Origin of the sequence: Treponema sp. C6A8 (assembly GCF_000619925.1) — a bacterium.
Taxonomy (GTDB): Bacteria; Spirochaetota; Spirochaetia; order Treponematales; family Treponemataceae; genus Treponema_D.
Genome location: NZ_JHVB01000006.1, coordinates 177,613 through 198,191 on the forward strand (window position 1 = coordinate 177,613; position 20,579 = coordinate 198,191).

Annotated in this window: 13 protein-coding genes; 9 read left to right on the top strand and 4 right to left on the bottom strand. The window is 41.5% G+C overall.

From position 1 onward, the window contains the following. Nucleotides 1-32 precede the first annotated feature (32 nt). Both ppdK and T530_RS13800 read left to right on the top strand, forming a co-directional pair. Nucleotides 33-2,720 carry a pyruvate, phosphate dikinase gene (gene ppdK / locus T530_RS0106785; protein WP_027728359.1) on the top strand — a complete coding sequence of 896 codons (2,688 nt, stop codon included), beginning with the start codon at nucleotides 33-35 and terminating at the stop codon, nucleotides 2,718-2,720. A gap of 438 nt (nucleotides 2,721-3,158) precedes the next feature. Next, nucleotides 3,159-5,231 (top strand): DEAD/DEAH box helicase, encoded by a 2,073-nt coding sequence (locus T530_RS13800; protein ID WP_027728360.1) that lies wholly within the window; start codon nucleotides 3,159-3,161, stop codon nucleotides 5,229-5,231. Nucleotides 5,232-5,275: 44 nt separating this feature from the next. On the opposite strand, the gene T530_RS0106795 is transcribed toward T530_RS13800, so the two are convergent. Continuing rightward, nucleotides 5,276-7,054 carry a hypothetical protein gene (locus T530_RS0106795; protein WP_027728361.1) on the bottom strand — a complete coding sequence of 593 codons (1,779 nt, stop codon included), beginning with the start codon at nucleotides 7,052-7,054 and terminating at the stop codon, nucleotides 5,276-5,278. 143 nt (nucleotides 7,055-7,197) lie between these two features. On the opposite strand from T530_RS0106795, the gene T530_RS0106800 reads away from it, so the two are divergent. Both T530_RS0106800 and T530_RS0106805 read left to right on the top strand, forming a co-directional pair. After that, nucleotides 7,198-8,640 (top strand): tetratricopeptide repeat protein, encoded by a 1,443-nt coding sequence (locus T530_RS0106800; RefSeq protein ID WP_027728362.1) that lies wholly within the window; start codon nucleotides 7,198-7,200, stop codon nucleotides 8,638-8,640. A gap of 13 nt (nucleotides 8,641-8,653) precedes the next feature. Further along, nucleotides 8,654-9,838, top strand: a complete 1,185-nt coding sequence (locus T530_RS0106805; RefSeq protein ID WP_027728363.1) for a TraB/GumN family protein — start codon at nucleotides 8,654-8,656, stop codon at nucleotides 9,836-9,838. A gap of 78 nt (nucleotides 9,839-9,916) precedes the next feature. On the opposite strand, the gene T530_RS0106810 is transcribed toward T530_RS0106805, so the two are convergent. After that, nucleotides 9,917-10,795 carry an AraC family transcriptional regulator gene (locus T530_RS0106810; RefSeq protein WP_027728364.1) on the bottom strand — a complete coding sequence of 293 codons (879 nt, stop codon included), beginning with the start codon at nucleotides 10,793-10,795 and terminating at the stop codon, nucleotides 9,917-9,919. Nucleotides 10,796-10,902: 107 nt separating this feature from the next. Between T530_RS0106810 and T530_RS0106815 the strand changes: the two genes are divergently transcribed. The 3 genes from T530_RS0106815 to T530_RS14740 all read left to right on the top strand — a co-directional run bounded on the left by T530_RS0106815 (nucleotide 10,903) and on the right by T530_RS14740 (nucleotide 14,615). Further along, nucleotides 10,903-11,652: a septal ring lytic transglycosylase RlpA family protein gene (locus T530_RS0106815; protein ID WP_027728365.1), complete on the top strand. Its 750-nt coding sequence runs from the start codon at nucleotides 10,903-10,905 to the stop codon at nucleotides 11,650-11,652. Between the two features lie 70 nt (nucleotides 11,653-11,722). Next, entirely contained in the window at nucleotides 11,723-12,748 is a 1,026-nt protein-coding gene (locus tag T530_RS0106820) for a GGDEF domain-containing protein (RefSeq protein WP_027728366.1), read from the top strand. Nucleotides 12,749-12,785: 37 nt separating this feature from the next. Beyond that, nucleotides 12,786-14,615: a diguanylate cyclase domain-containing protein gene (locus T530_RS14740; RefSeq protein WP_051537876.1), complete on the top strand. Its 1,830-nt coding sequence runs from the start codon at nucleotides 12,786-12,788 to the stop codon at nucleotides 14,613-14,615. Between the two features lie 56 nt (nucleotides 14,616-14,671). On the opposite strand, the gene pheT is transcribed toward T530_RS14740, so the two are convergent. Further along, entirely contained in the window at nucleotides 14,672-16,981 is a 2,310-nt protein-coding gene (gene pheT / locus T530_RS0106830) for a phenylalanine--tRNA ligase subunit beta (RefSeq protein WP_027728367.1), read from the bottom strand. A gap of 194 nt (nucleotides 16,982-17,175) precedes the next feature. Between pheT and T530_RS0106835 the strand changes: the two genes are divergently transcribed. Continuing rightward, a complete protein-coding gene (locus T530_RS0106835) occupies nucleotides 17,176-18,039 on the top strand; it encodes a PD-(D/E)XK nuclease family transposase (protein WP_197018250.1) in 864 nt (287 codons plus the stop codon). Nucleotides 18,040-18,284: 245 nt separating this feature from the next. After that, nucleotides 18,285-20,117 (top strand): hypothetical protein, encoded by a 1,833-nt coding sequence (locus T530_RS0106840; RefSeq protein WP_027728369.1) that lies wholly within the window; start codon nucleotides 18,285-18,287, stop codon nucleotides 20,115-20,117. A 140-nt stretch (nucleotides 20,118-20,257) separates the two neighbouring features. Here the strand turns inward: T530_RS0106840 and T530_RS0106845 are convergent. Further along, nucleotides 20,258-20,579: IS3 family transposase (locus tag T530_RS0106845; protein ID WP_027728370.1), on the bottom strand; the 322-nt coding region annotated here is incomplete at its 5' end.

A 20,579-nucleotide genomic window follows, 5' to 3' on the forward strand; every position in this document is an offset into this window, starting at 1 on the left:
GCAAATCTTTTTTTAAGAATGGAGTAAAATAAATGGCTACAAAGTATGTTTACTTTTTCGGCAACGGGGATGCAGAAGGCGACGAATCAATGCGCCCAATTCTCGGTGGTAAAGGTGCTAACCTTGCTCAGATGGCAAAGGCTCCTTTAAGTCTTCCAGTTCCACCTGGATTCACAATTTCTATTGACGTATGTCAGGAATACTACAAGCTTGGCAAAAAATATCCTGAGGGACTTGATAAGGAAGTTGCTGAATATCTTAACAAACTTGAAACAACTTTCGGAAAGAAACTTGGTGACGAAAACGATCCACTTCTCGTTTCTGTTCGCTCTGGTGCTGCTGAATCTATGCCTGGTATGATGGATACAATCCTCAACCTCGGTCTTAACGATAAATCAGTTATCGGTCTTGCTAACAAGACTAACAACCCACGTTTCGCATGGGACGCTTACCGCCGCTTCATCCAGATGTACGGTAACGTTGCAATGGGCGTTGATCATGACAAATTCGAAGAAATCATTTCTTCTGTAAAAGCAAAAGCTGGTGTAAAAGAAGATACTGAACTTTCTACAGAAAACCTCCAGGAAATCGTTGCTAAGTACAAGGAAATGTACAAGAAAGAAAAGGGTGAAGATTTCCCTCAGGATCCACAGGTTCAGATGTGGGGAGCTATCGGTGCCGTATTCGGTTCTTGGATGAACGAACGCGCTATCATTTACCGCAAGCTCAACAACATTGATGAGAACGTAATTAAGGGAACTGCTGTTACTGTAATGGCAATGGTATTCGGTAACATGGGTGAAACATCAGGTACTGGTGTTGCATTCTCTCGCGACCCTTCAACTGGTGAGAACCACTTCATGGCTGAGTACCTTATCAACGCTCAGGGTGAAGACGTAGTAGCTGGTATCCGTACTCCAATGGATATTTCTGCTCTTGAAAAACAGCAGCCAGAAATCTTCAAAGAAATTTCTACAATCCGTGACCGTCTTGAAGCTCACTATCACGATATGCAGGATATGGAATTCACTGTACAGGAAGGAAAACTCTTCATGCTCCAGTGCCGCAATGGTAAACGTACAGGTCCTGCTGCTGTTAAGATGGCTGTTGATATGGTTGGCGAAAAGATGATTACTAAAGAAGAAGCTCTTCTTCGCGTAAAACCAGATCAGCTTGATCAGCTCCTCCACCCACAGTTCGAATCTAAGGCTCTTAAATCAGCTAAACCTTTGGCTTCAGCTCTTAACGCTTCACCAGGTGCTGGTTGTGGTCAGATCGTATTCACAGCTGATGAAGCTGTAGAATGGGACAAAGCTGGTAAGAAGGTTATCCTTGTTCGTAAAGAAACATCTCCTGATGATATCGCAGGTATGTATGTTGCACAGGGTATCTTGACTTCTACTGGTGGACGTACATCACACGCAGCCGTAGTTGCTCGCGGTATGGGTACTCCATGTGTATGTGGATGTTCTGATGTAGTATTCACAGGTAAAGATTCTGTTACAATCGGCGGAAAGAAATTCAAGAAGGGTGACTTCATTTCTATCGACGGTTCAACAGGTAACGTATATGGCGAAGTTATTCCTGTAACTCCAGCTTCAGTTTCTGGCGACCTCGAAACATTCCTTTCTTGGGCTGATGAAGTTCGCGCAGCTTCTGTTCGTACAACTCCATCTGGAAAGACTGTTAAGGGATTCGAAGTTCTTGCTAACGCTGAACAGAACGAAGCTCCACAGGCATTCCGCTTTGGTGCTGCTGGTATTGGTCTTTGCCGTACAGAACACATGTTCTTCGAAGAACCAAAACTTACTTCATTCCAGAAGATGATTATTTCTGACACAACTGAAGAAAGAAAGGCTAACCTTGCTGCTATCCTTCCTCTCCAGCAGAAAGACTTCTACGGAATCATTAAGACAATGGAAGGACGCGCTGTAACAATCCGTCTTCTTGACCCACCTCTTAACGAATTCGTACAGGCTGAAACTCCAGACTTGGCTAAAGCTTTGGCTAAGAAACTTGGTGTTAAAGTTGACTTCATCAACAAGAAATACTCAGAACTTAACGAACACAACCCAATGCTCGGTCACCGTGGTTGTCGTCTCGCTATCACATACCCAGAGATCTACGAAATGCAGGTTGAAGCTATTGCTCGTGCAACAGCTCAGGCTGAAAAAGATGGTCTTAAACACGATGTTCGCATCATGATTCCAAACGTAACTACATTCGCTGAATTGAAACAGATTCGTGCTCAGGCAGAAGCTGTAATCGCTAATGTAAACAAAGAAACAGGACTTTCACTCAAGTTCCAGATTGGTTCTATGATCGAATTCCCACGTGCTGCAGCTACAGCTGACAAGATTGCTGAATATGCAGACTTCTTCTCATTTGGTACAAACGACCTTACACAGACAACATTCGGCTTCAGCCGTGATGACTACTCTAAGTTCATCGATTCTTACTTGGATCAGAAGGTTCTCCTCCAGGACCCATTCAAGACTTTGGACGAAGATGGTGTTGGCGTAATGATCGGTCTTGCAGAAGAAAAAGGACGCAAGGTTAAGACTGACCTTCACCTCGGAATCTGTGGTGAACACGGTGGAGACCCAGCTTCTATCGCTCTCTGCTACAAGCTCGGTTTGAACTACGTATCTTGTTCACCATTCCGTGTACCAGCAGCTCGTCTTGCTGGTGCTCAGGCTGTAATTAAAGCTAACAAATAGTTAGACTAAATTACTAAGATAAATGCCTTCTCAGAAATGGGAAGGCATTTTTTTTGCCTGAGCCCCAGCACCCTGCCGGGTCGCCGCCAGATAAATCTGGCGAGACGGATTAGCGGATAAGCCTAAAAAACTTGCCACTGGCAAGTTTTTTTTAACGGCTTTCCGATTTTAGTCAGGAGCTCAGGCAGTAATCAAATGCGCAAAATAGGAAATCCGTTAGAAACCGAGCCGAATAATAAATCGTATAAAATATCGCAATAAATGCGAAATATTACAAGATTTGCTTGTAATATTCATTACTTTCCTTTATAGTGAACTTCGCTGCCAAAATAATTCGAGGGGCAGTGCGAAAGCGTGGTTATTTTGTTTCAGAGAGTTCATAAATGACTTTGCTTTCGATTGGATAAGGGATGAAAATCCCGGAAAACAGAGGTATTTATGAAAATCGAAGAAATGAATGAAGCCGCATTGGCTTCTGACGAAGTTGTATTGTCTTCAGAACTTTTGGCTGACGAAGACGATGAAGTTATTCCTTTGCAGTCTGACGAGGCTGATGCCGACATTGAAGACGATGATGATGACGACGGCGAAGTAAGCTTTGCAGACCTTGGTCTTGATGAAGACACACTTAAAGCAGTAGAAAAGAAAGGATTTAAAGTTCCTTCTCCAATTCAGGTACTGGCAATTCCACGGCTTTTGAACGGGGACACAAACCTTATTGCCCGCGCCCGCACAGGTACCGGTAAAACAGCCGCATTTGGACTTCCAATCATTCAATCAATCAAAGAAAAATCAGATAAAGTTCAGGCACTTATTCTTGAACCAACCCGTGAGCTTGCAATTCAGACCTGCGAAGAAATGCAGTCTTTTGCTTCAAAAAGCTTTCCACGCACAACAGTACTTTACGGCGGTGCAAGCTATGTTTCTCAGATCCGCGAGCTTAAAAAGGGCTGCGAAATTGTAGTAGGAACTCCAGGCCGCATTAAAGACCACCTTGAACGCAAAACATTAGACCTTTCTAAAATCAAATATTTTATCCTGGACGAAGGCGATGAAATGCTGGACATGGGCTTTATCGACGACATCCGCGAGATTTTCCAGCAGGCAAATCAGGATGCCCGCATTCTTTTGTTCAGCGCTACAATGCCGGCTCCAATACTCAAAATCGCTGCAGACTTTATGGGCGAATACGACATCATTGAGGAAGCTAAGGTTGTTGAAGAGCCTCTTCTCATCGACCAGAAATACTGGGTTGTAAAAGAAAGCGAAAAGATTGAAGCTTTGGTTCGCCTTATCGACATTTCACCTGATTTTTACGGTGTAGTTTTCACACAGACTAAGATGGATGCCGACAACGTTACCCGCCAGCTTGATATGCGCGGTTACGAGGCAGACGCACTCCACGGCGACATCATGCAGAATCAGCGTGAAAAGGTTCTTGAACGCCTTAAGATGAAAAAGACCCGCATTCTTGTTGCAACAGACGTAGCAGCCCGCGGTATTGATATTAAAGATTTGACTCACGTTGTAAACTATTCTCTTCCTTTTGATGCTGCAACTTACGTTCACCGCATTGGTCGTACAGGACGCGCAGGAAAAGAAGGTGTAGCTGTTACATTTGTTCGACCTGAAGAACGCCGCAAGCTCCGCTTTTTGACTCAGGCAGTTGCAAAGGCAAGTAAGGGTGAACTTAAGGAAGGCACAATTCCTTCTGTAAACGAAGTAATCAGCGTAAAACAGGAAAGACTTTTTGACGAACTCAAAAAGCAGATTTTTACAGCATCATCACAGGTAGAAGAAGCTGCTGCAGAAGAAACCACAGACGCACAGGTAGAAGGTCTTGCTGAAAGACCAGCTTCTATCCCGGATGTAGATATTTCTAACATCAATCCAAACTTTGTCAGCTTTGCAAACGAGCTTGCAAAAGACCGTGACCCTAATCAGGTACTGGCTGCAGTTCTTTCTGTAATGTACGGCGAAAAGCTTTCTCCAAAACATTACGGCCGCATTTCAGTTTCTAAGGACAGAGATTTTGCTCCACGCGGAGACCAGACCCGTATCTTTATTTCTTTGGGTAAAAAAGACGGTTACCGCGCCAAGGAAATTGCAGACTACTTCAGCAAGCTGCTTCATATTCCGGGACGCATGGTTGATCAGATTGATGTTGCCCAGCAGTTCAGCCTTGTAAGCCTTCCGATTGCGTCGGCAAGAAAGGCTATTGAATTGTCTAAGTCAGACAGAAGCCTGCCACATATGCACGTTGATAATAAGGAAGAAGGCCGTGGAAGCCGTCGCGGTGGACGCGATGATTTTGGTGGCCGTGGCAGAGGAGACTTTGGCGGAAGAGAACGCCGCCGTTCGGAAGCTGGCGCAGAACGCAGAGCCCGCGAAGGAAGCAGAAGCTCGCGTCCTAACACACATTCCCACACAGAACGCAATTCACCTCGCGCTGCCAGCCGTAAAGGTGCCAGCGCCTTCGTGAAGAGCGGAAAGAAAGCTGAAAGATTTTAAGAAAGCTGTGTCATGTTCGGGCTCGGCCCGAGAATGACATGATACTATGAATTACTAGCGGAGTCTTCTTCTGATGGCTCCGCTTCTTCATTTTCAGGTTCTGGTGTAGAAGCCTTTGCTGCTTCCGGTGAAATATCAATTACACCCGGACGAGGCTCCGGCTCAACAACGACCGGACGAACTGAATAATCAAGGCGGATATCTTCTGTAGACTGCTTATGGCGGGACTTAAGAAGAAGAGTCTTGCTGTCTGCCTGGTAAACATAACCAGAAGAGTTATAGTTTTCAAAACGAGGGTCAGTTCGGAAGCTGATATCATAGATATAAATAGAAGTAAAGCGCGGAATTCCCTTGATGATAAGATAATGTGTATAAGTTGTAGGGAAATCGATAGAAAGCGTAATCGAAGTGTCACCATCCTTTTTGTAGCGGATGTCTTTAGCACAAGTCCATGCCCAGGTCCAGTGATTATCTGTAACATCGATTTTTTCAAAGTGAGGATAATAAGAATTATCAAAGAACAAAATCGGATAAAGATTTGAAAGAGTCCTCAAATCAAAAGAGTTTGTTCCGTTCAAATAAGAATTGATAATTACGTAACCTGACTTTTCGTAAACAGGATTTTCTGCAATTTTACCAAAACGCATAAGTGCCATTCCGGTCTCTGCAGCCTGAATGACAGAAACAAAGGTGTCGTTTTCCGAAATTGTCAGGGTATTTCCATCATAATTACAAGCATCGCCAATGCGGGCAACACAGTTTTCTACGGCAGGAAGAATTACAGCCGCATATTCCGGCATCAGTGTATACAAATCAATGTAAGTCTGAATAATTCCCGTTGCCTGAGCAAGAGAAGTGTGGGAAATATCAGCATTGGCCGCATTCTGTAAAAGCTGGACTACAGCAGCTCTGTTTTCACTGATACAAAGGAAGTTTGCAATATTGCGGACTGTGAACAAATCAAGAGAGTTTGTTGTTGCCGCCTTTACAATCTGCATTTCGGTACTTGCGATATAGGTTTCAAGGATTTTGTTCATATCAGCAAGGGAATTGAAGTATGGAGTTGAAAGGTAAGTTCTTGTCTTGCTCTTTTTGATTGAAGCAGGAACTTCTTCAATTGCGCTTGTGTAGTTTCCAGACTCGGCCTGAGCTGCAACGTAAGAAATGGCAACCTGTTCGTTAAGGTTAGTTTCCAGGGTGTTTGACTTAAATGCGTTGATTAAACTTGTCTTGATGTTATTTCGAACTTCGTAGAAAAGGGCAGAATCAGCAATGGCAAGGTCAGTAATAGATTCAAAATTAAATTTACGAACTTCATTATGAATTGCGTAAGAAAGGCGGGAATTGCTCTTTGTAAAGCCGACAAGTTTTTCAGCAGTTACAGGAGTGTAAAGTTCCCAGCTTTTCTTTTTGCCCGAAAGGATTGTCTTTGAACCTTCAGAACCTTCAATTTTCATGTAGGAATTGAGTTTAAATGGAAGATAAAGGGCAGAAATATTATCAGGAAGGTCAGCTATGGCATACAAAGAAGAATCAAGAGGCTCATTACTTTCGTTATCTGAATCCAAAATATTTAAGCCGACTGTCAGGTTTACGTCATCAGTAAAATGAAGGGTAAAGGAATTTTCATCCTGCTCCCAGGTTTGCAGTCTAACCGGGATTTTTTGATTTGTTCCCGACTTTGAAATTGTGGCAGGATTCTGGTCATCAATGAAAAGGTTGAGTCCATTATAAGAAATCTGCATTCTGTTCTTGAGCGGAAATTCAGAGCCGCTTTCATCAGATTTTTCCAAAGTTATATGGAGATTTCTTATTTTTTCCATTATGCTTGAATCTGTTCTAAATTGAAGAATAAAAATGCCGATTATTATAACGAAATCGACTAGAAGCATTCTTAAGGCTTTTCTGATAACACGAATTTGCATAGTTATTACAGTTTAGCCGAATTTTCTGTCAAGGGGAAGATATGAAAAAAAGCAAAATCTTAGCATGTGCTGCATTTTTTACATTTTGTTTTGCAGCTAACGCTTCGACAACAGAAGTAAAAGAAAGCGTTTCAGGTAGTGTTGACTTTGTTCAGGGCGGAAATGCCGGACAGTCCGCAAATGTGAGGTTTGCAAATCAGCTCCAGAAGGAATTGAACGCAAATAATCTGAAGGGGGCAATTGCTCTTTTTGAAAAGATGCCTGCAGGTTTACAGAATGATACAGGCCTCAAAAATCTTTTGGGTGCACTTTATTATTCAGACGGCCAGTATGATAAGGCAATTACAAGCGCAGAAGCAGTTTTGACAATTGATGATAAAAACGTAGAGGCTCTTGAACTGATTTCTATGTGCGCTCACGCAAAGGGTGACAAAAAAACATATCAGGCAACAGCTCAGCGTATTCTTACAGTTGACCCTTACAATCCTGCGGTAAATATTCAGCAGGGACAGGATTACGCAGTTGCAAAAAAATACAAGCAGGCCCGCACAAGTTACGCAAAGGCTTTGAAGGGCGACAGCAAAAATGAAGATGCTCTCTTTGGTTTTGCCCAGATGTGCTATTACCTTGATGACATGCAGACTGCAAAATCATCATTTGAACGCCTTCTTAATCAGAATCCGGAAAGTGCCATTGCCTATTCTTATCTGGGAAAACTTTCGGCAGAAGACCAGAATTATCTGAAGGCAGAAAGTCTTGTGAAAAAGGCGATTGCCCTTGAACCTTCAAATTATGATTTTTATATGGATTTGGGAAATTATCTGCGTTCTCAGGGAAAATATGATGCAGCAGCTTCTGCCTGGAAAAAGGCCGTAGATCTTGATCCGACATACTTCCTGGCTTATGCCTACCTTGCCGGAGTTTATGATGAGCGAGATATGTTTGATCAGGCGCTTGAAAACTACCATAAGGTAATTCAGACAAATCCAAAATATTTTTACGCTTACGAAGAAACTGCAATTTTGGAATACCACGCAGGAAATCTTGAAAATGCCATTAAATATTTTGAAAAGGCATATGAATACAGCCAGAGCCTTTCTTACAAGCTGATGATTGCTGCCTGCTACTACAAAATGAAGAAGCCGCTGGAAGCAAAAAACGTAATTAATCCGGTTTTGAAGACTCTTGACCGCGAAAGCATTGAATATATGATGGCTCGTTTCTACGTTGATGGTTTCAACCGAAATGCCGAAGCCGCTCTTGTTCAGCGTATTAATAAGGAAGAAAACAGCCAGAAGAAAGGCAAAATGCAGTTTTACATGGGCCTTTTCTATGAAATCATGGGCGGAGGAGACGGCGCTTTAGAAATGTATTCTAAGGTTGCAGCTATGCAGGCTCCAATGTTCTTTGAATTCCGAATTGCTGAATGGGGAATGAAGGCAGGGCTTGAAGTTCAAAAAGAAAAACAGGCTAATGCACAATAAAGAGGCATCTTAGATGAGTCAGACACAGAAAGTTTTGGAACTGGGCGGACGGAAAATTACTCTGGTGGGAACCGCTCACGTAAGTGCGCAGAGTATTGAAGAAGTAACAAATACAATTAAAGAACTTAAGCCGGATTGCGTTGCGGTAGAGCTTGATGAAAAGCGTGCCGATTCAATTCAGAACGGCCAGAAGTACAGTGAACTTGATATTATTAAGGTAATTCGCGAAGGAAAGGTTTTTCTTGTGCTTGCTAACCTTATGCTGGCAAGTTTTCAGAAACGCATGGGGCAGAATATCGGGGTAAAACCTGGTGATGAAATGCTTGCGGCAATTAAAACCGCTGATGAAATGGGAATTGCTACAAGCATGGTAGACCGTCCCGTTCAGGTAACCTTACGCCGTGCCTGGGCTAAAAACGGCTTTTTCGGCAAGATGGGACTGCTCGCCTCGCTTTTGGCAAGCGCCTTCTCAAAAGAAGAAGTGGACGAGTCCGAAATTGAAGCGCTCAAGCAAAAAAACGAAATGGACAGCATGATGGGCGAACTATCCAAAGAGATGCCTGTTATTAAGGAAGTTTTAATCGACGAGCGTGATAAATACCTTGCAAGCAAAATCTGGGAATCGCAGGGAAATAACATCGTGGCAGTTTTAGGTGCCGGTCACCTTGCAGGCGTTGAAGCCCACTTAAATCAGATTGCAGCCGGAAGCGAAAACAGCGATGTTTCTGCAATCAGTGAAGTTCCTGCTAAAAAATCTATAGCTAAGTTTATCGGCTGGCTGATTCCGGCAATTATTATCGGTTTTATTGCGGCTGGTTTTGTTTACGGCGGCCGCAAGGCTGGAACTGCAATGCTTTCTACCTGGGTGCTGTGGAACGGCATTCCAAGCGCAGCTCTTTCTATTCTTGCGCTGGCACATCCTGTGACGATTATCGTGTCATTTATTGCGGCGCCTTTTACTTCGCTTTGTCCTTTTATTGGCGTTGGTTTTGTCAGTGGAATTATTCAGGCAATGGTCTGCAAGCCTCGCGTGCGTGATATGGAAAACCTTAGCGAAGACGTTCAGTCGATTAAGGGCTTTTACCGTAACCGCATTCTTCGCGTGCTTCTGGTATTTATACTGTCATCGGTGGGAAGTTCAATCGGAACCTTTGCCGGCGGCGCAGACGTTATCCGCCAGTTCAGCGAGGCAGTGTAACTGCCCTGTTACAATGTTCAGCTGCCCTGCCATTGTCGCGTAAGAGTCCTGTCATTGTCGGGCTTGACCCGACAATCTCTAACCTTTCCTGAACTGTGTCGGCGACATGCCTTTTTCACGGCGGAAAATTTTTGCAAAGTGATTTGCGTCGTTGAAACCTACATCCTGAGCAATTTCAGTTATGGAAGTGTCCGTTTCTTTTAAGAGGCGGGCACTTTTTTCTATTCTGAACTGAATGATGTAGTCAAAAATGCTGGTATTCATGCAGCGCTTAAAAAGGCGGCAGCATTCTTCCTTGCAGAGATTAATTTTTCCCGCAATATCATCCAGGGTAATGCGGTTTTCATAATTAAGTTCTATATAAGTAATGATGGAACGAAGGCGTTCAAAATCAAGATTTGTCTGTACTTCCGGCTTTATAAAACTCTTTCGATGCTGAAAAAGAAGCTTCCAGAACTGCTGGAGGCATATAATAATTTCCAGCTCTTTTTCTTCTGTCTGAAGCTTATTTTTTTCTATTAGCTCTTCGATTGTTGTAATTACGTCGCTGTGCCAGTCTTCTGCGCCGTCAAAAACAACTACAGGAAAGAAAAAATCCTGAACAACGGGTTTTACGTATTTTGTGTAGACAATACTGTTTTCAAAGCCGTAAATCACCTTTGGGTCAAAAGTCGTTGCAATGTAGTCACAGTTTTCCAGTGCAATCATACTGCCCGAATGCAGAACGCCGGAGTTGCAGAAAATTGCGTCTCCTTCCTTAAGCACAAATTCCTCGTTGTTTACCTTGTAGCGCATTTTGCCGCTGGTGATGAGGGTGAGCTCAATTTCCGGATGCCAGTGCCACAAAAAAGAGCCCGACTCGTATTTGCGAAGGCTTTCGTAGCTTACGAGGACCGGAAAATTGTAGTTTCCGTGAGATTTTGTTTCCTTTTGAATGGCATTAGTTTCTATCTGCATTGTTTTCTCAAAATAACACTAATTATCATTGATTTTAACACGCTTTGCCACAAAATACTACTAATAAATCTCTAAAATGCCCTTTCTAAATCGCCGATAAAGAAAATATGAAAAAGCTGATTTTATTTTTGATGCTGTCTTTTGCAGCGATAACCGGAACTTTTGCTGAAATGTATAAGGCAAATGTAGAAGCCTCTTATTATGCAGATAAATTTCACGGGCGAAGAACTGCAAACGGCGAAATTTTTAATATGTATGATTTTACGGCAGCTCACAAAACGCTTCCGTTTAATACCATTCTCAAGATTACCAATATTTCCAACGGTAAAAGCGTAACTGTTCGCGTAAATGACCGCGGGCCTTTTGTTGCAGGAAGGGAAATTGACCTTTCTAAAGCGGCTGCTGAAAAGCTTGATATGCTGGGAAGAGGCACTGCTCAGGTAAGTATAGAAATATTGCAGCGGGGTGCAGAAACTGCAATTTCTGCTGCTACGGCAAAGAAAGCTGCCGAAAGTGCCGGCAGTGAAAGCCCTGGAAGTCAGCCTAAAACTACCGCGGCGGCGAAGCCGGCGCCTTCATCATCGAAAGATGATGTCACAGAAGAAGTTGCTGTTTTGAAGGAAGAACCTGTGGAGGAATTGCGATGGGATATTCAGGTGGGTTCTTTCAGTGAGCGTGCAAATGCCGAGGCTCTGGCGCAGAAGCTTTTGAAGGCGGGATTCAAAAATGTAGTTTACCAGAAGGCGGGAGGAATCACTCGTGTTGTAATCCGCGATCTGGCGACGGCAGAAGTGCAGGCAGTTTTGAATCAGCTGGAAGAAAAGGGCTTTAAGGATTATCTGGTAAAGAGACGCTGAAAGAAAAATTGATTTTTTTGAAAATAGTGATAAAATAATGTTATAATAATCGTGTGTTTTTGGAGCAAACATGGCTGAAAAGTTTCTGGAATTCCTGTCTAAAAAGAAAACCCTGCTATTTTTGATAATGTGCCTTATGGTACACGCCTTTAATGCGGTTCTTTTCTATTATTTGGGCTTGTATCCTTTTACGGTTCTCAACGTTTTCAGCACGATTTTTTATGCGGTCGTTTTATTGAGTTTCCAGAAGCACACTGATTTTTATATTATTTTTACATATTTAGAGATTATCACCTTTTCTTTTGTGAGTGAACTTTTTGCGGGCGGTTCTTTCTGCTACATTTTTTACGTTATCGGTATGATTTCGGTGGTTTTCTATTTGCTGCCGCCAAAAAAACGCATGAAGCACATTTTCCAGGGCATTGGAATTGCATACGCAATCGGCATTTATTTTATTTATATGAAAAAAATCTGTCTTTTCCCGGAATATGAGGCAATTGTAAAAGACTGCTCCATGGAAATCGGATTTTTGAACCTCTGCATTACGCTTTTTACTCTTTTTTATATTTCAAACCTTTACATGTTCGAGCTCAATTCTGCCAGCGAAAAGCTCAATTATTTCAGCAACCACGATTTGCTTACAGGTCTTTTTAACCGACGCTTCTTTGAGTACATCATGAAGCGAAACAAAACCGAAAACGAAAACGAATTTACAATCGCCATTTTTGATATTGATGATTTTAAGAAGGTTAACGATACTTATGGCCATCAGGCGGGCGACTGCGTTCTGAAGGTTGTAAGCAACTTAATAGAAGAAAATGCCAAAGGTGATTACGTGGCAGTACGCTGGGGTGGCGAAGAGTTCATTCTCTACATGCCGCAGACCAACGGTGACCGCGCTTATGAAATTTTGACGGCGCTGAGCAAAAAAATCAGCAATACTGTAGTTGATTTTGATGACCAGAAGCTGAGCGTTACAGTTACAGTCGGAATGTGCACCGGCACTGACCTGACCGATTACGAATCCATTATCCGCCAGGCCGATGACAAGCTTTATTACGGAAAGAGAAACGGTAAGAACTGCGTTGTAAAATAAATTTGTATTATAACATCTTGAATGATAAAATTATACGATGGAAAAAAAAAGACGCAAAATCAGTAAGAAGCTTCTTTTCAATTCCTGTCTTGCAATGGCAGGAACTTCTGTTTTTCTCATTTTTGTATTTAACTGGCTGTACTCAACTTCAAAAGAAAATATTCTTTCAAAATGGAAAAATGAAACAACAAGGGCCGCTCAGCAGGTTAATTATTATCTGAAAATGCCTATGGATGCAGTCGCTTTTTCTGCAGTCAAGCTTAATGATATGATGAAGAGAAAAAGGCCTGTTAAAGAAGCCGCTGAATATCTTATAAATGAAACGGCAATCTACGCTTCAATTATCAACGAAAACAATACAGGGATTTACAGCTATTATCAGGGGGAATATCTTGATGGCAGCGGATGGATTCCACCGGAAGACTATCAGCCAAAAGAACGTCCATGGTATACTGCTGCGCTGGAAGGAAAAGGAAAAACAGTTCTTGTTCAGCCATTTTTGAATCTTCAGACAAATACAATGATGATGTCAGTAAGTCAGCTTCTGGAAGACGGTGAAAGTGTTGTTTCTATGGATATTTTTCTGGACAGCGTTCAAAAAATGATGGAAGAAGCCTCTCAGGATAAAACTATACGTGCCGCAATGGTAATGGATTCGAATGCCTTTGTTCTGGCTCATTCAGACAGGGAAATTGTAGGGATGCTTTTTGAAGAAAAGACACCCGTTCAAAAAATTCTTCTGCAGAAGGTTTTCTTTGAAAATCAGAATCAGTTTTTAATACGGGAAAACAATAAAAAATTTACTGTTTTTGCAGAATCAATCAACACTGACTGGCATGCAATTTTTATACTGGACAACAGCAGCCTTTATCATTCTCTTTTATTTATTTATGTTTTTTCAGGCCTGGTGCTTCTGTCTATTATTACTATAATTTTAATCCTTTATATCCGTATAAACAGAAAATACGAGGAAGCGGAAGATTTAGCCCGTGAAGTTCAGGCAGCTGCCGATATTTATACGTCTGTAATAAGAATAAATCTTAAAAAAGACACTTTTACCTATGTTCGTGGAAATCCGGATAAGGACGGTATACTTGAAGGTGATTTTACTAATTTTTCAGGCCGTTCAGTCCAAATCGGAGATAAAATTTCTGCAGACCAGTCAAAGGATCTGATGAAAATTTTTATGAATCCTGAAACTCTGGAAGAAAGACTTAATGGTGTAAATTCTATTTCTCAGGAATTCATGGCAAAAAATGAAAAATGGATGCGGATACGTTTTATTGTCATTGACAGGGATGAAGAAGAAAAGCTGCATCACATTATGATGGCTTTTGAATCGATTGATGAAGACAGGAAGCGTCAAGAAAAGCTTCGTCAGCTTTCTGAAACCGATATGATGACAGGAATTCGTAACCGTGGAAGCGGAGAAAGTCTTACCCGAAAGGCGATGGCAGAAGGGCGCAAGGGAATGTTCTGCCTGATGGATGCAGATAAATTTAAATCAATTAATGATACTTTTGGGCATTCTGTTGGAGATAAGGTGATTGTTGCCATTGCAGATTGCCTTAAGAAAACTTTTCGAGAATCAGACATTGTTTTTCGCCTGGGGGGTGATGAATTTGCCGTTTTTTCGGAAGGTGTTACAAATGAAGAAATAGGCAGAAGTATTTTTAACCGCCTCTTTAAACACATTGAAAAGGTAGAAATTAAGGAACTTGATAACCGTAAAATCGAACTCAGCGTAGGTGCTGTTTTCTATCCTGCAACAAAAGAAGATTCCTTCGAAGCCATGTACCAGCGGGCCGACCGCGGCACCTACAAAAGCAAAAAAATTGCAGGCAACACGGTTACATTTGAGGTATAAAAAAAACCGTCCGAAAAAATCGAACGGTTTTCAGGATTTTAAATTATATTACGACGCTAACAAACTTCGCAGTTGTCGGCCTTGTTTGTTGTAACTGGCTTGCCGGCTGCTGTGGCCTTGATTCCTGCGATTGTAAAGCATTTATTGCTTACGCGGTATTCAACCTTGCAGAAGTGGTCGATATCGATTTTGGCAGGTTTTTCACCTGTGTATTCGTTACCTTCAAGCTGAATTACTGTTCCAGGAGCTGCCCATGGAGCGGTAAGAAGTTCAACCTTTTCTTTTCCATCTTCTGTGTAGTCGCAGGCAAGAAGCATTCCACGGCTTTCTACGCCTTTCATCTTTCTTGGAGCAAGGTTAGCTGCGATGATTACGTGCTGACCAAGAAGCTCGTCTTCCTTAAGGTATGGGCGGAGACCGCTCTGAATAATGCGCTCTGTTCCAGAACCGTCATCCAAAGTTTCAATATAAAGCTTGTCGCCCTGTGGGTTTGTTTCTACTTTAGTGATTTTTGCAACCAGAAGCTGGATGTGCTCGTTGAAGTATTTTGCAGGATTTGTTTCTGCTTCTGACTTCTGATTTCCGCTGTTTGATGCGGCTCCGTCAGCTTTTTTTGCTTCCTGCTTTTTCTGAGCGTCAGTTTTTGTATCTGCAGTTGCCATAAGGCTTTCAAGGTCAAGTTCACCGCCGGCACAAGGAGTTGTAATTCCCCAGTTTTCAAGAACCTGAGGGTGGATTTCACCGAATACACCAACTACTTCACCATTAACTGTAACGCCTGCCTGACGACCTACGATAAAGCGAGGATCTTCTGTTTCTACAACCTTGTATTCGTGGTCAAGGTAGTAAAGAAGGCTTGAAACTTCACTTGCCATATCGTTGAAGTTAGCGTTAGCGGCACTTGTAATAAAGCCGATGTGCTGGCGGGTGATTGTACCAGTTACTTCATCATCCTTGAGGTAAGCAACCTTACCGATTTCAAAGATTTTGTGAGGATAAACGGCGTTTGCACTTCCGCTTTCTGCACGGAGAAGTGAAGAAAGAATTTCAGGGCGGATAAACTGATAGTTTTCGCTCATCGGGTTTGCAATTTCAATTACTTTTGAGCCGTCAATCAGCATATTGTCGATGTAGTCTTTTTTAGAACCTACATAGTTGAAAATCATTTCCTGATAGCCGAGTCCAACCATCAGAGTTTTTGCCTTGCGGCTGAATTCTGTAAGAGGAAGAAGGCGGCCTACAGTAAAGTCACTTGGAGTTACCGGTGGGAAGGCTGAAACGTTTGCGCCAATCATAACGTCTTCAATAATATCAACTTCGTGGAGGAAGTCGTTGCGGTATGGAGCCGGGCTAAGAGTGATTTCTTCGCCCTTAACTTCAACAGTGCTTCCCATGCGGGTAAGAGCGTCTACTACTTTTGGCATGTCAAAATCAGAACCCAAAAGCTTGTTGATTGCGCTCAGAGTTGTTTTTGTTGTTGGCTGGAAGTAGTAAGGAACCATGATGTCCTTTCCAAGTCCAGTATCATAAGGATGACGGACAAGAACAGGTTTAATTTCGTAGCCCTGATCAGCAAAGTCGCAGGCAACGATGTTTGCCGACAAAATAAGGTTTTCGATATTGTCACCGGTAAGCTCAACCATAAGGTCTTTGTCGCCAACCTGAACAGCACCCAAAGTTGCAGAGTTGATAATTGGTGCCATAGAAAGAATTTCGTTTTTAGCGTCGCTCAAAAGAGGGAATTTTGACTTGTCTGCAAGAATCCAGCCGAAATCTTTTCCTTTTGGATGGTCTGTAAGAATCTGGCGGCAGGTCATAGGCTGGTCGCACTGGAGAGGAACAAAGCTTGTTTTGTCCGGATCAACAGCGTGATATTTTACAGGGAATTTAATCTGATCGATGCGGTAAACTCCCATAGAAAGTGACTTACGCTTGCGGCCAAAGTTCCATGCAAGTTTTTCCTGAGTCTGAATAATGTCCTTGAGCATTGGATCGTCGATTGGCTTTCCGGCAATCATAAATGCAACCATGTAAGGACGGATATTTTTAAGCTCCGGGTCAACATCAACAACGCGGTCACCATAATCATTGTTTCCGCGGTTTGTCATCAGCTTCATGTAATCAACAGTTTTTCCGCCTTCGTGAAGTTTAATCTGGCGGGCAACACCGTTTGTAGACCAGAGGTCAGGACGGTTTGTATCGTTTAATTCGATTTTTACAACGCGCTCGTTTTCAGGGAGCGACATATCAGGCTTTTCGTCAAGTTCAGCCTTAGCGCAAGGAAGTACGTCTTCCAAAGCGTCATAAGTGTATTTTTTTCCGATAGCATCAAAAAACAATTTTTCGTTACATTCAATTTTTGGCATTTTAAAATCCTTAAAAATTCTTCTATATAGATAAAATATTATAGTTAAAAGAGTGGGTTAATTCAACGACTGCACATAAATGCAAAAGTTCAAGAAACGACATTAGTATAGTGAAGTTTGGAAATAAATTGAAAATTTGAAGACTTTTTTCTTATTTTTTTGTCAAAACAACAATGTCTGCACCTAGTATATATATGGAAAAAGAAGAAATGATTTGTTGTTGCTTCTTTTTTTGTATGTTATTATTAAGGAAGGTTGCCATGCAGCTTACAAAAAAGCAGAAAATGCTAGAGCGTCTGAAACAGTTCACTATGATGGACGATGATTTTATGACGCGAATTTTTGAGGACGACAAAGTTCTTACTCAATTTATGTTGAATACAATTCTTGGTAGGAAAAATATTTGGGTGATTGAAGAAATTTCTCAAAAAGTTGTGAAAAATCTGTTGGGAAGGTCGGTCAGGCTTGATGTTTTTGCACGTGATGAAAGAGGCAGACCGTATGATATTGAAATTCAACGTGCCGACAAGGGTGCAGGTGCAAAAAGGGCGAGATATTACTCGGCTCTTATGGATGCAGATGAAACAGTTCCGAATATGGAACCAGAAAAATTACCTGAAAGTTATGTTATTTTTATTACGCAAAATGATATATTTAAAAAGGGGTTACCTATATATCATATAGAAAGAGTTGTTAAAGAATGTGATAAGCCATTCAACGATAAAATGCATATTTTGTATGTGAATGGTAAATATAGGGGTGATAATCAGATTGGCTGGCTTATGCATGATTTTAACTGTCGCAATGCCAGAGATATGAAAAACAAAATTCTGGCAGACAAAGTCAGATATTTAAAAGAGGCTGATAAAGGAGTAAAGTACATGTGTAAAATAATGGAAGATTTCGCAAAAGAAGAACGAGAAGAAGCTAATATCGAAACAGCAGTAAAACTACTCAAAGCAGGTGATATGACAGAAGCTCGTGTGCAAGAGTTTTTCAACTTTACAGAAAAGCAGATGAAAGCAGTAAAAGAAAAACTAACTGAGATTAAGAAATAAAAGGAATACTAATTTCTGATGAAAGGCAGCCTAAGGGGCTGCTTTTTTTGTGGGCAAATAGAGATAATTGAAAAAAGTTACAAAAATTCTTCAATTTTTTTCTAAAATTTTGAAAATTAATTTGACAATGGGTTGATAGTAATGCTATCATTACCATAGTGATAGTGGTACTATCACACTAATACTAGAAGTTTCAACTTGACATTATTATTATCGTTAATTGTAAAAACTTAGGAGGTTTTTATATGAAAAAGTTGGTTGCTGGTGCTTTGGCACTTGCTCTTGGTTTTAGCGCTTTTGCGCAGGAAGCAGGCGTGCATGAACTTACAGGCTCTGCTGGAAAAATTAGTTTTGGTGCTTGGGGACGCTCAACATTCAATATTGGTGAAACAACAACAAAGACTAAGATTGAAGTAACTACAAAGTATAATGATGACGTACTTGCTGGTGCTGCAATTCAAACAAATAATGCATTGGGATCTGTTCTTTCGAATGGTACTTCTGCTGTTTTAGCTGCAGCTAATAGCGCTGGATATTCTAATGATACTATAAAAAAAGGTATTGATGATCAGGTTATTCCTGTTCTTGCTGCAAAAGGTGTAAAAGAAACAGACGATACAGATACAGAATGGTATGCTTCAGTTGCTCCAGACTGGTCTTATGGTTGCCGTGTAGGTTTCTGGATTATTGGTCGTACAAACGATGAACGCTGGGGTTTTGACTTCAACCTTGATAGCGATGCAGCTGCTTTGTTCGTAGGTGCTCAGAACTATGACGGAAAAGACCCTTATGGAAACAATGCTAAAAACATGAAGCAGAAGAACGGTGGTATTTCTTATGCTGAATCTGGAAAATATGCTGTTGCAATTGGTGATCAGGCAAAAATCTGGGGTATTTTTGACTTCAATCCAATCGACTTGAAAGTTGCTTTCGGTAAAATGCGTGAACAGGAACTCCGTGGTTCTATTGGTGACTTTGGTCAGCGTGAATCTGCAGATGTTCGTTCAGAAGATGATATCTTTACAGAAATGTGGCCTGTTATGGGTATGTTCGTAAGCGCAAAAGGACAGAAGGGAACTGCTCTTGAAGGTCTTTATGCTGCTGTAGACTGTGATGCATTTGGTCTTGTTTCTTCTGCAAGTGAATCTGACAAAGAATTGAAAACAAAACTTTCTGACCTTGCTTCAACTCTTCAGGGTGGCCTAGGTTACACAATTCCTGGTCTTGCTCAGGTTAAGGCTCAGTTCATTGCTGATTCTATTGAAGAATCTAACAAAAAATATTCAAAAGAAAAGTATCAGCTTGCTCGCGATGCTGGTATGGGTTACGATTCATATGCAGGACGCTTTGAGTTCGGTATCGACTGGCTCGGTTTTGCTGGTGGAGCAACAGGACTTGGCGATGTAGATTTGGACAAAACTCCAAATGCTAACCTTATTGAACTTGGTGTAAAAGTTCCTCTCGTAATTGATGAAGATCTCCGTCAGTATGACCCGGAAAAATTCTATAACTTCTATGCTTGTCTTGGTACAATGGGTGTAATTCAGAAGGGATTCATTCTTTACAAGGCTCACGTTTGGGGTGGAAAGGGAAAATCTAACCTTTCAGCTTATACAGACATTACAAACTCAGGAAGCGGACTTCTTGACTACACAGGAAATGCTGCAAACATCGTAATGGCTGGTTTTGATGCTTTGACAGAAGTTTGTTTGAACCCATTTGGAGCTCAGAATAACTTTGCAGGACTTTCTTTCAACTACAACATTACTCTTGCTGATGCAGACGGAAAATGTAAGATTGGTGGTGAAACACAGACTGTTAATGACCTTAAAATGTCTCAGCACAAGTTTGGTGTAGAAGTTTACCTTAAACACACATTTGCTGCTAACAACTACTTCTTCATTGGTGTAGCAGACAGACTTACAATTGCTAAGATGGACGGTACACTGGATATTTCTAGTAGTTTTGAAACAATGAAAACAATGTTAAATTTGAATCCAAAGGCATCTGCTGATCTTTCTTACACAGCTATTACAAACAAAGTATACATCCCAGTTGGTGTAGAAATGTTCTTCTAAATTTGCAAAGGGCGTAAGGCAAACTAAAAACTTGCAGTGAACCGCCCCTTTGCTTAACTTCCGCATCCGCGGAAGTTGTTGCGGAAAAATAAAAAAAGCGGTGCTGATCTGAAGTGCACCCCAATTATTGGACACTTTAACTAGGCTGATTTTAAGGACTGATTCCTGAATTGTAAAGGGGTCAGTCCTTTTAATTTAACCTTAATTCTCTTTTCGTTGTACCAAGACAAATATTCAACCAATTCTTTTTTGAAATCTTCAACAGACTCAAACTCCTGTAAATATAAAAGTTCAGATTTTAATAAACCAAAGAAATTTTCCATTACCGAATTATCAAGACAGTTCCCTTTTCGGGACATACTCTGTCTAATTCCTTTTTCTTTCAAACGCCTCTGATAATCATACATCTGATACTGCCAGCCCTGATCTGAATGAAGAATTAGATTTGTCCCGTCAGGAATT

What these genes read in the sequence shown, in the direction of transcription:
- T530_RS0106820 (WP_027728366.1), top strand. Translation starts at nt 11,723, where the DNA reads ATGGCTGAAAAGTTTCTGGAATTCCTGTCTAAAAAGAAAACCCTGCTA.
- pheT (WP_027728367.1), bottom strand. Translation starts at nt 16,981, where the DNA reads ATGCCAAAAATTGAATGTAACGAAAAATTGTTTTTTGATGCTATCGGA.
- ppdK (WP_027728359.1), top strand. Translation starts at nt 33, where the DNA reads ATGGCTACAAAGTATGTTTACTTTTTCGGCAACGGGGATGCAGAAGGC.
- T530_RS0106805 (WP_027728363.1), top strand. Translation starts at nt 8,654, where the DNA reads ATGAGTCAGACACAGAAAGTTTTGGAACTGGGCGGACGGAAAATTACT.
- T530_RS13800 (WP_027728360.1), top strand. Translation starts at nt 3,159, where the DNA reads ATGAAAATCGAAGAAATGAATGAAGCCGCATTGGCTTCTGACGAAGTT.
- T530_RS0106840 (WP_027728369.1), top strand. Translation starts at nt 18,285, where the DNA reads ATGAAAAAGTTGGTTGCTGGTGCTTTGGCACTTGCTCTTGGTTTTAGC.
- T530_RS0106835 (WP_197018250.1), top strand. Translation starts at nt 17,176, where the DNA reads ATGGAAAAAGAAGAAATGATTTGTTGTTGCTTCTTTTTTTGTATGTTA.
- T530_RS0106800 (WP_027728362.1), top strand. Translation starts at nt 7,198, where the DNA reads ATGAAAAAAAGCAAAATCTTAGCATGTGCTGCATTTTTTACATTTTGT.
- T530_RS0106795 (WP_027728361.1), bottom strand. Translation starts at nt 7,054, where the DNA reads ATGGAAAAAATAAGAAATCTCCATATAACTTTGGAAAAATCTGATGAA.
- T530_RS0106810 (WP_027728364.1), bottom strand. Translation starts at nt 10,795, where the DNA reads ATGCAGATAGAAACTAATGCCATTCAAAAGGAAACAAAATCTCACGGA.
- T530_RS0106815 (WP_027728365.1), top strand. Translation starts at nt 10,903, where the DNA reads ATGAAAAAGCTGATTTTATTTTTGATGCTGTCTTTTGCAGCGATAACC.
- T530_RS14740 (WP_051537876.1), top strand. Translation starts at nt 12,786, where the DNA reads ATGGAAAAAAAAAGACGCAAAATCAGTAAGAAGCTTCTTTTCAATTCC.